At 52.4% G+C, this 14,217-nt stretch carries 15 protein-coding genes, 1 tRNA gene and 1 other annotated feature; of the genes, 10 read left to right on the forward strand and 6 right to left on the reverse strand.

Annotated features, from left to right (window positions below; translation table 11 throughout):
• Positions 1-152: 152 nt before the first annotated feature.
• Entirely contained in the window at positions 153-716 is a 564-nt protein-coding gene (locus AC3RCL_RS07400) for a phosphatidylglycerophosphatase A family protein (RefSeq protein ID WP_015733980.1), read from the reverse strand.
• A gap of 166 nt (positions 717-882) precedes the next feature.
• On the opposite strand from AC3RCL_RS07400, the gene AC3RCL_RS07405 reads away from it, so the two are divergent.
• The 3 genes from AC3RCL_RS07405 (at position 883) to AC3RCL_RS07415 (ending at position 3,452) form a co-directional block, all read left to right on the forward strand.
• The gene (locus AC3RCL_RS07405; protein ID WP_096775379.1) at positions 883-1,941 is read left to right on the forward strand and encodes a GerMN domain-containing protein; all 1,059 of its coding nucleotides are present in this window, start codon (positions 883-885) and stop codon (positions 1,939-1,941) included.
• A gap of 115 nt (positions 1,942-2,056) precedes the next feature.
• A complete protein-coding gene (gene rph / locus AC3RCL_RS07410; protein ID WP_015733982.1) occupies positions 2,057-2,815 on the forward strand; it encodes a ribonuclease PH in 759 nt (252 codons plus the stop codon).
• Between the two features lie 4 nt (positions 2,816-2,819).
• On the forward strand, positions 2,820-3,452 hold the full coding sequence (locus tag AC3RCL_RS07415) for an XTP/dITP diphosphatase (RefSeq protein ID WP_015733983.1): 633 nt from the start codon (positions 2,820-2,822) through the stop codon (positions 3,450-3,452).
• A 74-nt stretch (positions 3,453-3,526) separates the two neighbouring features.
• Here AC3RCL_RS07415 and asnB read toward each other — a convergent pair whose 3' ends face one another.
• On the reverse strand, positions 3,527-5,371 hold the full coding sequence (gene asnB, locus AC3RCL_RS07420) for an asparagine synthase (glutamine-hydrolyzing) (protein WP_096775381.1): 1,845 nt from the start codon (positions 5,369-5,371) through the stop codon (positions 3,527-3,529).
• A 162-nt stretch (positions 5,372-5,533) separates the two neighbouring features.
• On the opposite strand from asnB, the gene AC3RCL_RS07425 reads away from it, so the two are divergent.
• From AC3RCL_RS07425 to AC3RCL_RS07435, 3 genes are all read left to right on the forward strand, one after another.
• The gene (locus AC3RCL_RS07425) at positions 5,534-5,848 is read left to right on the forward strand and encodes a hypothetical protein (protein ID WP_090910465.1); all 315 of its coding nucleotides are present in this window, start codon (positions 5,534-5,536) and stop codon (positions 5,846-5,848) included.
• Positions 5,849-5,900: 52 nt separating this feature from the next.
• On the forward strand, positions 5,901-6,266 hold the full coding sequence (locus tag AC3RCL_RS07430; RefSeq protein ID WP_036662602.1) for a hypothetical protein: 366 nt from the start codon (positions 5,901-5,903) through the stop codon (positions 6,264-6,266).
• A 297-nt stretch (positions 6,267-6,563) separates the two neighbouring features.
• Complete coding sequence (locus AC3RCL_RS07435) at positions 6,564-8,045, forward strand: copper amine oxidase N-terminal domain-containing protein (RefSeq protein WP_277748290.1); 1,482 nt, start codon at positions 6,564-6,566, stop codon at positions 8,043-8,045.
• A gap of 50 nt (positions 8,046-8,095) precedes the next feature.
• On the opposite strand, the gene AC3RCL_RS07440 is transcribed toward AC3RCL_RS07435, so the two are convergent.
• On the reverse strand, positions 8,096-8,392 hold the full coding sequence (locus tag AC3RCL_RS07440) for a magnetosome magnetite crystal formation protein family (RefSeq protein WP_015733988.1): 297 nt from the start codon (positions 8,390-8,392) through the stop codon (positions 8,096-8,098).
• A 159-nt stretch (positions 8,393-8,551) separates the two neighbouring features.
• Here AC3RCL_RS07440 and AC3RCL_RS07445 point away from each other — a divergent pair.
• The 3 genes from AC3RCL_RS07445 to AC3RCL_RS07455 all read left to right on the forward strand — a co-directional run bounded on the left by AC3RCL_RS07445 (position 8,552) and on the right by AC3RCL_RS07455 (position 9,873).
• Positions 8,552-8,625: transfer RNA gene (locus AC3RCL_RS07445), tRNA-Arg, on the forward strand.
• 281 nt (positions 8,626-8,906) lie between these two features.
• The gene (locus AC3RCL_RS07450) at positions 8,907-9,371 is read left to right on the forward strand and encodes a GNAT family N-acetyltransferase (protein ID WP_492535077.1); all 465 of its coding nucleotides are present in this window, start codon (positions 8,907-8,909) and stop codon (positions 9,369-9,371) included.
• Positions 9,372-9,432: 61 nt separating this feature from the next.
• The gene (locus AC3RCL_RS07455) at positions 9,433-9,873 is read left to right on the forward strand and encodes a hypothetical protein (protein ID WP_096775385.1); all 441 of its coding nucleotides are present in this window, start codon (positions 9,433-9,435) and stop codon (positions 9,871-9,873) included.
• A gap of 84 nt (positions 9,874-9,957) precedes the next feature.
• Here AC3RCL_RS07455 and AC3RCL_RS07460 read toward each other — a convergent pair whose 3' ends face one another.
• From AC3RCL_RS07460 to AC3RCL_RS07470, 3 genes are all read right to left on the reverse strand, one after another.
• A complete protein-coding gene (locus AC3RCL_RS07460) occupies positions 9,958-11,820 on the reverse strand; it encodes an arginine--tRNA ligase (protein WP_492535078.1) in 1,863 nt (620 codons plus the stop codon).
• A 58-nt stretch (positions 11,821-11,878) separates the two neighbouring features.
• Positions 11,879-12,103 (reverse strand) — a binding site (T-box leader).
• A gap of 58 nt (positions 12,104-12,161) precedes the next feature.
• On the reverse strand, positions 12,162-12,926 hold the full coding sequence (locus AC3RCL_RS07465; protein ID WP_492535080.1) for a class I SAM-dependent methyltransferase: 765 nt from the start codon (positions 12,924-12,926) through the stop codon (positions 12,162-12,164).
• 144 nt (positions 12,927-13,070) lie between these two features.
• Positions 13,071-13,499, reverse strand: coding sequence for an EamA family transporter (locus AC3RCL_RS07470; RefSeq protein WP_015733993.1), 429 nt, complete (start codon positions 13,497-13,499; stop codon positions 13,071-13,073).
• Positions 13,500-13,631: 132 nt separating this feature from the next.
• Here AC3RCL_RS07470 and AC3RCL_RS07475 point away from each other — a divergent pair, with 132 nt between their 5' ends.
• Complete coding sequence (locus AC3RCL_RS07475) at positions 13,632-14,075, forward strand: GNAT family N-acetyltransferase (RefSeq protein ID WP_090910458.1); 444 nt, start codon at positions 13,632-13,634, stop codon at positions 14,073-14,075.
• Positions 14,076-14,217 lie beyond the last annotated feature (142 nt).

Consider the following 14,217-nt stretch of genomic DNA (forward strand, 5'->3'; position numbering starts at 1 on the left):
CCGAATCCCGGCTGCGTTTCTACCTGCTATCGTCTATGATTCTTTGAAATCAGCCCTGCGGTAGGTCGCTAGTTGCGGATAAGCCGCAATCTTCCGGCAGGCTGGAAAAGGGAGATTCGCACGCTGAGCGAATCTCCCTTTTTGAAGTGGTTTTATTCTTTTGGAAGCTCTTCGGTCGTACCGTACAGCTCGATCTCCCGGTCCGCTTGCTTGCGATGGGCGATCCGGCTGCTGGCGGCTGCGGCAACCGCGCCGACGATGTCGTCGAGAAAGGTATGTACGCGGCCGCTTGATTTATCATTCAATTGCTCAAGAATGCCGGGTTTGAGTTTGTCGATATACCCGTAATTGGTGAAGCCGATGCTTCCGTACACGTTAACGATGGAAAATGCCAGGACTTCATCCACGCCGTATAACCCTTCGTCATTGGCGAGCATTTCTTGAAGCGGGGATATAAGGTTGCCTTCCTCGGCTAAAATGTCCAATTGAATGCCGGTTAACACCGCGTTTTGCACTTCACGTTTGCTGAGTACGGCATCCACGTTCTCGATGCACTCTTCCATCGTCAAATTCGGGTAGTATTTTTTCTGAAGGATCATCACCAGCTCCGCGATTTCCTCCAACTTGATTCCACGCTTATGCAGCAGGCTCCGTGTCGCTTCCGCTACCTTCTTGCTGTTCAGGCTGTATGGAATGTTTGAATCGTTTTCTGCCATGATGGAACTCACCTCATTTTCGTGGTTGATGAAGATGCTTACGACGATTGTACTTTTTCCGCACCCCTTTGTCCAGAAAGGGCAAAACTGAGAGTTATTTTTTTGGAAAGGGCTCGTATACATAGGAGTACAACCTGTACAAAAAAATGTTAGGGAGGAACAATACATGAAACGTAATCCACGTACTCTTCGCAGGCTTTCCGCCGCCGGGCTGCTTGCTGTTCCGATCGTGATGTCCGGCTGCGGCATGTTATCCGGGAAGCAATCGGAAGCGATTGACCCGCCGCCTGCGCAAGTGGAGAAGCAGATGCTGAACACGGCCGGATCCACGGCGGCTCAAGGAGACATCGGCATGCAGACAACGGTATATCTTGCGGATGCACGGGGGATGCTGGCACCTGTAACCTTGGGCATTCCGAAGGTGGAGGGCGCCAGCGTGGTGAAGGAATCCCTTGAAGTGCTAGTGAACGGAGGCCGTTACGCGGGCTATGTTCCACAGGGCTTTCAGGCGGTATTGCCTGCCGGTACGCAGGTCCATAACGTGACAGTCGATCCGGAGAGCAAATTGGCGGTCGTCGAATTCAATAAATCATTTGCGGAATATAAAGCGGCAGATGAACGGAGAATCCTGGAGGCGTTGACGTGGACGCTGACAGGACATGAAGGCATCGAGCAGATGCAGGTATGGGTGGACGGCGTCAAACTGACGGAAATGCCGGTCAATCACACGCCGCTGGACCGTCCGCTTTCACGTTCGATGGGAATCAATCTTCAAAAAGCGGATGATGCCTTGTACACGAACTCTTCACCGGTCACGGTCTATTTCTCGTCGGTGACGCCGGAAGGCATTCAGTACTACGTGCCGGTCACAAGACTTGTTCCAACCGGACAAGACGCGGTGAAGGCGGCCTTAAACGAGCTGATTCGCGGACCGCAGTATGGCGACGGACTGGTTGAGGTCATCCCGGATGACACCACCGTTGCGGCGGTTGAAAAAGGGGAGGACGGAGCCGTAACCGTATCGCTTCAGGACAGCATGTTTGAACAGGGAGAGCAGGTTCCGACCGAGCTGCTGCAGGCCGTCGTGCTTACCGTAGCCGAGAATGCGGATGATGCCAAAGTGAAAATCCGGATGAACGATCTCACGGAGGTGGTTGGAACGGATAGCCGAAATTATAGCGAGCCCGTCAGCCGTCCGGAGTTCATCAACGAAATCTCGATCTGACCGATTCTCCGCCAGCTTTGGGAAATTTCCCCCGCAAAAGGTGCTTTTGTGCCTGCACTTTGGTAGAATAGGGAATGCTAATCAGGATTGCGATAAGAAGTAGGAGGCAGAAAACATGAGATCTAACGGACGTAAGAGCGATGAGCTCCGACCGATGAATTTATCGACCCATGTGAATAAATATGCGGAAGGCTCCGTGTACATCGAGATGGGAGACACCAAGGTGCTGATTACGGCAACCGTGGACGAGAAAGTTCCCCCGTTTCTGAAAGGACAAGGAAAGGGCTGGGTGACGGCTGAATATTCAATGCTGCCGCGCGCAACACAATCCCGCAACCAACGGGAAGCCAATCGCGGTAAACTCAGTGGCCGGACGATGGAAATTCAGCGGCTGATCGGCAGAGCGCTCAGGTCTGTTGTGAATCTGCATGCTCTTGGCGAGCGGACGATTACGCTGGACTGCGATGTAATCCAGGCGGATGGCGGAACGCGGACCACCTCCATTACAGGAGCATTTGTAGCTTTAGCCATAGCTGTAAATAAAATTGCAGAACAACATAAATTAGCGGTATTCCCGATCACGGACTACCTGGCATCCATTAGCGTGGGCATTGCCGGCGGACAGGCGCTGCTGGATCTGAACTATGAAGAGGATTCCAAGGCAAAGGTGGACATGAACCTGGTCATGACCGGAAGCGGCAAATTCGTTGAGGTTCAGGGAACCGGCGAAGAGAGCCCGTTTTCCCGCGAGGAGCTGGATCAGATCCTGGAGCTGGGAGAACAGGGAATCCGCGAGCTTATCGAGCGTCAGCAGGAGGCGCTTGGCCCGATTGCGGCCAAGATCGGTTCCGTGAATGCGAGCACCGGAGTCTGATCCCATGAAACTGACACTTGGAGATACACTCATTGTAGCTACACGCAATCAGGGGAAAGTCAAGGAATTCGCGCATGCTTTTGCTGCTTTCGGCACGGATGTAAAGAGCATGTACGATTACCCTGATCTGCCTGACGTCGTTGAGGATGGAGCAACCTTCGCAGCCAATGCATTCAAAAAAGCCAAGGAAGTCGGCGACGCACTGGGATTGCCTGTGCTGGCCGATGATTCCGGATTGTGCGTGGATGCGCTGAACGGCGCGCCCGGCGTTTATTCCGCCAGGTATGCGGGTGAGCATGGCGCGGACGAGGACAATAACGAGAAGCTGCTCGGCGAGCTCGAACGGTTAAGGCTCGGCGAGGACACCGAGCAGCCCCTGCTAAGTCCGGCCCGGTTCGTCTGCGTTCTGGTGCTGTATGATCCGGTCTCGGGAGAAAAGCTCGAGGCGGAGGGGAACGTTGAAGGCTGGATCACTTCGGATCCTGCCGGAGCGGGTGGTTTTGGGTATGACCCGCTCTTCTATTTGCCAAGCCATGAGAAGACGATGGCCGAGCTTTCCCTGGAGGAGAAGCAGGAGATCAGCCACAGGGGAAAAGCGCTGCGAAAGCTTGTAGCGGACCTGCAGGCGCTTAATTGATATACCATTCGCGAAAAAACCATACCGGCATGTGCCGGTATGGTTTTTTTTGATTTGTCGCAGTCCATAAGGACTTAACGGATGGATACGTTATATTCTTTGAGCCAGAAATGAACCTGGGCCAGGTAGGCAAACAGCTGCGGACCTGACATCAATTGGCCGAACCAAGGCAGATTGGAGGAAGCATCCGGCGAAGATGCCAGCTCCCGGATCCGGGCGGTATCGATGAGCGGCAGGAGCGGCGAAGAAGAATCATCCAGAATGGACAGCACCTGCGCTTTGACGGCCGCCAGATAGTTCGGATTATGGGTTTTCGGATACGGGCTTTTTTTGCGGTACAGGACGTCATCCGGCAGCACGCCTTCAAGGGCCTTGCGCAGAATGCCCTTCTCCCGGTCTCCTGTCGTTTTGATGCTCCAAGGGATGTTCCACACGTAATCGATTAGGCGGTGATCGGTATAGGGTACCCGGACTTCCAGTCCAACGCCCATGCTCATCCGGTCCTTGCGGTCAAGCAGGGTTGGCATGAAGCGGGTGATATTGAGGTAAGACATGATCCGCATTTTGGCCTGCTGCCCGGTCTCCCCGTCCAGCTTAGGCACTTCGGCTACCGCATCGGAGTAGCGGTCCCCGAGGTATTCCAGCGGCTTGATCCAGTCCCGGATTTCGGCAGACAGCAGCCCGGCTCTCATATCCGGCGCGACGGACCACGGAAAGGTACCGGAATTGAGCATTTCTTCCCGGTGGAACCAAGGGTAACCGCCGAATATTTCATCAGCGGCTTCACCGGATATTGCGACGGTTGCGCCTTTTTTAATCTCGCGGCAGAAGAGAAGCAAGGAAGCATCCACGTCGGCCATGCCCGGAAGATCCCGTTTTTGCGTGGAGACATCCAGCGCTTCTACCAGTTCGGGCGTGTCGAATTCGATCCAATGGTGGTTCGTGCCCAGCTCCTCGTGCATCCGTTTAATCCATGGCGCATCCGCTCCCGGCTGGAAGGAATGGGACTTAAAGTGTTTGTTGTTGTCCACATAATCCACGGAGTAGGTGTGCACTTGTCCTTGGCCCGTCCGCTTGTAGTAATCGACGGCCAGCGAGGAAAGCGCGCTGGAATCGAGCCCGCCGGATAACAGGGAGCAGACCGGTACGTCGGAGACCAGCTGACGCTCCACGGTGTCGCGGAGAAGATCGCGAAGGAAGCTTGCCGTTTGGTCGGCATCATCCTCGTGGGGTTTGCTTTCCAGCTTCCAATAAGTATACTTGCGCAAGCCTTCCCGGTTAAAGATCATGGCCATGCCGGGCCGGAGCTCCGATATGTCCTTGTAGACGCCATGTCCAGGGGTACGCGCCGGGCCGATAATAAATACTTCCGCAAGCCCTTCGGCCCCTACGACGGGCTCCACCTTCGGATGCTGAAGCAACGCTTTCGGTTCCGAGCCGAATACAAGCGTTCCGTCAATATAGCTGTAGAACAGGGGTTTCACTCCCACCCGGTCCCGAGCCAAAAATACCTGTTCCCGGACGCTGTCCCAAATAGCGAAAGCAAATATTCCATTGAGGCGCTCCAAACACTCGGGGCCCCATTCGATATAGGAGACTAACAAAACTTCCGTGTCGCATTTCGTATTGAAACGATGACCGCGTCGTACCAATTCGTCTTTAAGCTCCGCAGCATTATATAATTCCCCGTTATATACAATGGCATAGACTTCCTCTTCCTGATGAATGATCATCGGCTGAGCGCCATTTTCGGGGTCGATCACGCTGAGTCTTCGGTGACCGAATGCGCACGGGTTGGAAATCCAGGTGCCGGATCCGTCAGGTCCGCGGTGAGCCAAACTTTCTGTCATTTTTACCAGCAGCTGCGAGTCCTGCGTCAAATCGCCGCTCCATTGTATAAAACCGGTTATTCCGCACATGACGGTTCATCCTCTCTTTGTCTTTGTCATACGCTGTCCACTCTTTTTCATCCTACGTCGCCAAAGTGATACAGATATATGCCGAAGGAAGGCATAAAATGTCTGTCCTTTTACGAAAACTAAGGAAGAGGACGAATATCAAAGAGAAGGAGAGATGCGTCCATGGAGAAGTCAACCTATTATGTTTCCGTGCAGAGCCGGTCCGTGCTGACCGAGCAGGGAGCGAGCGCTTATGAATGGGAGATCGAAGCAACGCCGGAAGAGGCCGATCAAGTTCGGATTGAGCTGGATTTGATGCAGGAGAAGGACGAAGAAGCGACAGGCTACATGTTTCCTTGGCCGGATACGCCGCAACAAAGCGCCAACGCCCTGTTTCAATCTTCCTTGGACAAGGTGTATCGAACCATTTATCAATTGGGTACGCCGGCTACGCGCCAGCAAATGGAAGAGCTGCGGCTGCTCTCCGATTTGACATGAAAATATGAAGGATCGTGCTGTCCCAGTACATCCTGATGAAGGAGAATGTATGATGTATGCAATCAGAGATGCAAAAATCCGCCGGATTACGGAAGTAAACGGCGCCCCGTGCGCAGAGGTAGAAGTCTATCCTGCCGCGGAAGGAGAAAGCGCATTGCTGGCTTATCTGACGCCATCTTCCCCATTGGGAGGCTACGAGCTGGTGAAAATTGTCCGCAGCAACGCCAGCATGGAGGTGGACTGGTTCGACAACAGCATGCATGATGCTTTTGTGGATGCCACGGACGAAGCATTCGAGAACAACGTTCAGTCCACGGCAGAGGAAGACCGCGATGCATTCAAGCAGCAGCTGCTTTCGACAGGCCAGCTATATGAGCAGCTGAACCAGCGGCTCAGCGAAGGCCCTCAATATTTCTAGAGCTTTGACGAACGAAGAGATCTGACCGGATACCATCGGCAGATCTCTTTTTGCATGTGCAGGTTCATCTATGAAAGATTGCATGGGGTTTTTACGCAGTTCTGCAAAAAAGGTCGAACAAAGATAGGTTTCTTGTCGATTTCGATTTCGCTGCGGTAGGGAGTATGGACCATCCGGTATCCTTGTTTACGAAATAGATACAAATAGGGCTTTTCCTCTATATGATTACTGGAGAATCCTCCCTATAATGTTGGATTAGTGTCATCTACTAACATAATGGACAAGGGGAGATTGGAATTGGGCAGATGGAATAAACATATCGTCAAGCTATGGGGAGCGGGATTCCTGGCGTTGTCGCTTACCTTGGGATCCGTGCAGATGCCGGCAAGCGCCGAAGCAACGCAGAACGTTACGGTTCTTGAATCGTCTCATGAGCTCGTGAACGGCAAGATGCGCGTGACGGCGGACATTCGCAACGGAGGAACCGGAGCGGAAGCGGGATTCTATGTTGTCGGTTACGATGCAAACGGCCAAGCGCTCGAGGCAGTCGGTGATTCCGAATATATGATGAGCGACGAAATCGGTACATATGAAGTGGATCTTGACAGCGGCAGCAGCGTCAAGCGGGTGGAAGTGCTCCCGGCAGGACCGGCTGGTGATCAGGCGCGGCTGCTGGCATCCGGATACTATACGAGCAACGGCGTGGTCAACGTTTCTGGCGTCGTGCAGAATTCTACGGTCGGGCACAATGTGGGTATGCTCGCCGTAGGGTATGATGCTTCCGGCAAAGCGGTCGAAGTGACATCGGCGGACAGCTACTTTGGCGGCAGCGATGTCGGCACCTTCGTCGTAGAGCTTAAAGCAGCGAAGCTGATCAAGAGCGTAAAGGTATCGGTCGTTGATCCGGTTGAAGATGCCGTGAAGCTGCTGCAATCCGGCAGCCGCCTGGAGAACGGAAAGCTTATCGTTACCGGTTCGATTCAAAACCGGAATAAAGGCGGGCAGGCCGGCGTCATCGTTGTCGGCAGCAACGCCGGCGGCAAGGTTCTGGAGGTCAACACGACGTCCGGATATCTTTCATCCAACGAAATCGCGAATTTCCAGGCCGAGCTGGAAGGCGGCAAAGCCATCAGCGACCTGAAGGTTTTCCTGACAGGCAACAGCCAGACGCCTAAAATCATAGCCGAGGGCAGAACGACCATCAACAACAAGCTTGTCGTTACGATCGGCGTGGAGAACGGGGATGTGTCGCAACGGATTACCGTGAAATCGACGGCGTACGATGCGAAGGGACGCTCCTTGGGAACCGATACGGACTCCATGTTCATGACCGCCAATGAAACGACGACCTTGCGCATTGATTACGATACTCGGGTCAAAAGCGTGAAGCTGAAATATTATGACCAATCCGGCAGGGAAATCGGAGAAGCGCCGATCCGCATCAAAATCAACGGCCAGCTCCAATCCTATGCGCAGTCGCCGGTGATGGTCGGAGGAAGCGTTCTTGTGCCTATGCGTCCGATCTTCGAATCCCTCGATGCTTCGGTCAAATGGGACCAAAAGACGCAAAGCGTATCCTCCTCCAAAGGCTCGACCCAAATCAAGCTGAAGATGGGCTCCAAGCAAGCGGTCGTTAACGGGAAGACCGTCACGCTGGATTCGGCGCCACGGATGGTGAAGGGCACCACGATGGTACCGCTGCGTTTCGTGGCATCCGCGCTGGGCTGTGAAGTGAAATGGGACGGCAATGAGAAAATGGTATTGATTACGACCAAATAATGCGAAAAGGACCATGCGGTAAGCGCATGGTCCTTTTTTATAGGGTAAGTTCAATAAGCGTGCTCCCTCAGCACCTGAATGCCCATGATCACGTTATACACAAAAGCCCCGAAATAAATGATGCCGAACAGAATAAGGTATCCGATGACGGAACCAAAGGAGCCCGAGGTCACGGCCATGTAGATTAACGGGATCGCTGCTATAACGGGGAACAGATGGGAGAACAGGGCGCGGCGTGCGTGCTTGGCCACATAGGCGTCCGGAGACAGAATCCATACAAGGACAGGGAGGATGAACGGTGCAAAGAAGATGCTGAAATACGATAAAGAGGATAAAAGCTGTCTCATGGTATCACGCTCCTGAAGTCATTCTCATGTTTACATTTTACCCAGTAAGCAGGCTCCTGATTCGGTCAGGTGATCAACCCGAAAAAAAGTACTTTGAAAAAAACAAAAGATGCGATATAATATACTTCGTTACTGTTTAAAATATTTTCATACATATATGTCCCAGTAGCTCAGCTGGATAGAGCAACGGCCTTCTAAGCCGTCGGTCAGGGGTTCGAATCCCTTCTGGGACGTAAAAAAAGACACCGTCATATGACGGTGTTTTTTACGTCCCGTGAGGATGAGAACCCCGAGTTGGGGTTCGTCGGAGCTATGCTTCGTTAGGATTACATCGCAGTCGGCCTGGAAGGCCGCATCCCGACTGGGACGAAACGTCCCGTGAGGATGAGAACCCCGATTGGGGGTCCGCCTGCGCATACGCTTCGTTAGGATTACTTCGCAGTCGGCCTGAAGGTTTTCTTGCAAACGAAAGGTATTCGTGACACGATTAGAAACAGTGGAGGGGATACATGGGATGAATGACATCACTATGACTTTGGTAAGAGAGACTCACAAGGATCTTCAGGAGCTCATCGCGAAGCTGGACGATTACTTATCGACGTTATACCCGGCGGAAGGGATATTCGGGCTGGATCTGGCCGATCCCAAAGTAAACGAAACGCTATTCGTGGTGGCTTACCATGATGGCCAGCCTGTCGGCTGCGGAGCCATCCGGCCGCTGGATGCAGAATCGGTTGAAATTAAACGGTTTTTCGTGAATGTCCCGTATCGAAATAGGGGAGTAGCTTCCCGGATCCTGCTCTTTCTGGAAGAACAAGCGAAGACGCGGGGCTATCGTTTCTCGCGCCTGGAAACAGGCGAACCGCAGAAGGAATCCGTTCATTTTTACAAGAAGCTGGGGTATGCCCAGATTGAACCGTTTGGCGAATACATCGGGTGCGAATATAGTTTATGTCTTGAGAAGAGTCTGACATCCTAGCCATTTGGTCTTATAATAGAAGAAAAAATATTTTACGAACCCTATCGAGGAGGCATCGAGCATGCAGCTTACTAAAATATCACAGAATACCGCCATTCTATTGGAGCATGCCAGAAAATCGGGGCTGACTTCTTCCGATCTGCTGGAGGCTGTGCGCTCAGGAGACGCAGAGAGATTCCAGATCGCCAATAACGGTCATTTTCACTATGAGGAATTATTCTCTTACGCAAAAGAGCATGGGGAAGATTTGGAGAAAGCCGTTAGCGAGGGGTACCAAATTACGTTTAATACCCGGAACGGGTTGAAGATCTGGCTGGAGGAAGCCTTCCGCATCAGCTCGGAATCCGATTTCAGCGTGGGCGAGGGCATTATTGAAGGATTGAAGCTCCAGAAGGAGCAGTTGGCTCGCTTGAAGGAAGCGCTGGCTGTCAACTGGACCCTGCAGGAAGAGCCGGCGTCAGACGGCGTTCAGGTCAGATTGACCGTCAGAGGATTGCAATAAAATAAGATAGCCACCGTACTTGATCAACATAATAGTACGGTGGCTTTTTTATTAGGCATGATCCGCTCATTCATCAGAGTGAATTTACATCCGGCTCGGAGTAGGCAAACCCAGCACCTCCAGCGCTTCGCCAAGGGTGTTCTTGAATAAGGAAGTGAGCCATACGCGAAATTGGAGCACTTCCTCCTTCGCCTTCAGAATCGGGCATGCCGAGTAAAAATTGTTGAACAGGGAGCACAGCTCATAGGTGAAGTTGCAGATGGCACTAGGAGATAGATCCCGTCCGGCGGCATATAAGGTATCATCCCAGGTGCTGATATGCCGCAGCAGCGCATGTTCCGCTTTTTCCATGGCAGGGAACCGGGCAGGCACAGACGGCGTAACCTCGGCTTCTTGAGCCTTATTAAGCACGCTGAGTGCACGCGCGTAGGAATAGAGCAAATACACCCCCGTATTCCCCGATATTTCAGTGGCCTGCTTCAGATCGAACACCACCTCGGTTTGCAGTGCAAAGCGAAGCAGGTAGTAACGGATGGAGGCGGTTGCGATCGCATGGCTGGACAAACCGTTTTTATCGGATCGGGTGTCCTCGATGACCTTGGCTACTTGATGAATAAGCTCGGTGATTTTGATTCCGATTCCCTGACGTCCGGACATCGCATAGGATGCCTTACCGTCGGAAGTATCGATGCCGAGATCCGCTGCAGCGGAAGGGCTTAACGAGACGACGCCGTAACTGACATGGCGCAGCTTCTCAGCCTCTTGTTGGAAGCCCAGGCCTTCCAAAGCCTGCTTCACCATCGCCTGCGGGTACTGCTGCCTGTAATCAATGACGTTGATGACCATGTCCGCTTTGCCGTAAGAACGCTCCTCGCCGTGCGAGCTCGTCGTCCAAACCTCGTCGGTGAATTTTTTATATACAAAATCATTGGAAAGCACGCCGTATTTCCACAAGTGGTAGGCGATGTCCTTGGCGGTGTAAGTCAGGATGCCATTGGAGCGCACCAGCACTTTATCGATGCTGTGGTCCGACTCCGCCTCGTCTCCGGCTTCGGTTCCTGATTGCTTGAGCACCCAGCAGCCTGCAAGTTTACCCTCGGTTTCCTGATGGAAAAGCGGGGTATTCTTCAACAGCTCGAACGCGGACGCCCAGAATCCCTCCCTAACAATGCTGCTCTCCCATACAAGCAGATCGTATTCAATGCCGAACTGCTTCATCTCCTCAAGATGCTCCTTAACGATTCGCTCGGCAACAAGCAGTCCAATCCAGGAAAGGTTCTGATTGCCCTCTTCCAGTGCATGCAGAACCTCGGTCCGATGCTGAACCAGCCCCGGCTCCCTTTCGTAGGCTTTATTGGTGCTTGAATACACGTCCCAGCAGTAATCGCCGAACCGGGCATGCTCCTTCGTCAGCGGCGTGTGGAGCAAGCCGACCACCGTATCCGCCAGCTGATTGCCCAGGTCGTCGATATAATTATGCACCTCGACCTCGTAACCCAGCTTCCTCATCAATCTCACGAGCGTATCTCCGATACAGGAATTTCGAAGATGCCCGATATGGGCGGACTTATTCGGGTTGATGGACGTGTGCTCAATGACGATCTTTTCGTTAGCTGCCGGGGGGAGTTCAAAATGGTGGCTCGCCCAATACTCCCAATCGATGCGCAGATTCATAAAGCCCGGAGCGACAATCTCAGTCGAGCGGACGAGCTGTTTGTAGGATGCGTCCTGCTCCAGCTCGGCTTGGATCAGCTCGGCGATTTGCAGGGGAGCCTTGCGGAGCACCTTCGCAAGCTGCATCGCAACGTTGGTTGCGTAATCCCCATGCTCCATGCTGGCAGGCTGCTCGATCCGGATCGGAGTGGACTCCGGCAGTTTGGTGCCGTAAGCTTCGCAGACCTGGTTCACGGCTTGTTGAAGGCTCGAAATAATCTTATGACTTAACACGGTAAATCCCCCTTTAAAAAATAAAACGACTCGGAAAACCAAAAAAGCCCTCATCTCCAAAAGAGACGAGGACTTGTGCTCGCGGTACCACTCTTGTTGTTAAACCCCGCAAGGGTCTAACCACCTTCATACGATAACGGCGTAAGCCGGGGCTCCCTACAGCATGTTGCTTCGGAAGGCCATCTCCTGGGTCCGCTTCACGGCCGACTTTGTACCGGTTTCCACCCTCCCGGCTCGCTTGGACTAAAGTCAGTGCAGTTACTCTCCCAATCAACGAAAATAATATTCTCAAGTTTTTTCATATTATAACCATTCTATTTAGAAAAGCAACCCCCCAATGGCTAAATCTTTTCTGCAAATACTCGCAGACGCCGGTAATCCGCGCAGAAAGCATCCTCTTGCCATAGCGTCGATTGAGCAGCTAGGCTGATGCGAGCGATCGCTTCTTCCTTCGATTCAGCCGAGAATCCGGCAAAAAAGCAATCGCCAAAATGCAGCAGCCAATGCTTTATGCCGTCCTTGCCTTCGGATAATCGCGTGGGACGGTCGAAATGATGGGCGAGATGCACGCGGAACCCTTGGGCTTCAAGCAGGCTGGCATACTGCCCAAGACTAGGAAAATACCACGGATTCCGGGCGTCCGCATCGATTCGATAATGATCGGCGAACACGGTTTTCAAGGCTTGGTAGATGCCGTCAATATTCCCTTTGCCTCCGAACTCGGCAACGAATCGGCCGCCGGGCTTAAGGGCTCCATGTACGGAGCGTACCACGCCTTCAGCATCCCTCATCCAGTGCAAGGCCGCGTTTGAGAAGACGGCATCGTATGGCGTTTCGGTTTCGAAGTTCTCGCCATCCCCGGTCAGAAACGGAAGTCCAGGATATTTGCTTTTGGCCCGCTCAATCATCTCGCTGGAATAATCCATGCCGGTTACATGTGCGCCCGATTTGGATATTTCATGAGTCAAGTCGCCGGTTCCGCAGCCGAGATCGAGAATCCGTTCTCCGGGTTGAGGCGCCAGCAGCTCTGCAGCTCCTTTTCCATAAGCAGATACAAACGATAGCTGTCGATCGTAATCGTAAGGTTTCCATACTTGCTCTGACATAACAACACCCCTCCACGCATGATTTATCCTCATTGTGACATGATCGGCTTATAATTAGAAATATATAAATTCGATAACACTGATAGGTTTAACTAATAAGAGGAGGAACAAAAAGCCGCTTTGTCAGCGGTTTTATGCAGAGGACTATTTAACGGCAACAAGAAGCGCGCCAACGGCAATGAGTGCAACGCCGGCTGCGTTAATCCAGGAGATCTTCTCACCCAGAAACACAAAGGCCAGGATCACGGCAATAACCACGCTCAATTTATCGATAGGACCTACCTGCGATACTTTGCCGTATTTTAACGCCAGAAAATAAAACAGCCAGGACAACGCGCCCGCGATGCCGCTGAGCACTATAAAGCTGAGTGCCTTTTTCTGAACCAGAATTTCTCCGAGCTCCGAGAATTTCCCCTGAACCGCTACGACCCCCAGCAGAAACAGGGCCATAATGACGGAGCGAATGGCTGTTGCCGAATTGGCATCGATGTTCTGCAGGCCTATTTTTCCGAAAATGGCCACAAGTGCCGCCGTGACTGCCGACAGCAATGCGTATACAAGCCATAATGGCATGCGTACCTCTCCTTTTCGACAAGATAAAGTCTCTGATTAATGTACCGGATTCCTTTATAATAGTATAGAGCAATTTGAAGGATCTCATGAATGTTCAAAGGATTGAACGACTTGGAAAGGGCTGGATGAAAAATGACACATCATATCGCGGCTTATACGGAAGCTTACCATGATCAGCTGGTGGAATTATGGCTTCGTGCCGTATCCCAAACGCACGATTTTTTGACGGAGGAAGATATCCGGTTCTATTATGGCATGATGCAAAGCGGGGCACTGAGGTCCGTGGAGATATGGATGTGCTTGAATACGGAACAGGAAGCGATTGGATTTATCGGACTGGACGGCTCCAAAATCGAGATGCTGTTTGTGGATCCCCTTCACCACGGCCAAGGGACGGGAACGAAATTGATCCGGCATGCCGAACGGCTGAAGGGGCCCGGACTTCAAGTGGATGTGAATGAACAGAACCCCAAGGCCCACGCTTTTTATAAAAAATACGGATTCGTGCAGATCGGCCGTTCGGAGCTCGACGGTTCCGGAAAGCCGTTTCCGCTTATTCATATGCAGCTGCGGTAATGTCATGGATCGGCACAGCCGAGTCCACGATAATCGCGAGTATAGTATTTTCGAAAAGCAGCCTATCTCTGGGTGAAAGAACAAACATCGATAGACGGTATGTTTTAACCTATCCAATGAAAAAGGGAGTGCAGCTAAACTG

It is taken from the genome of Paenibacillus sp. MT86 (assembly GCF_058792535.1).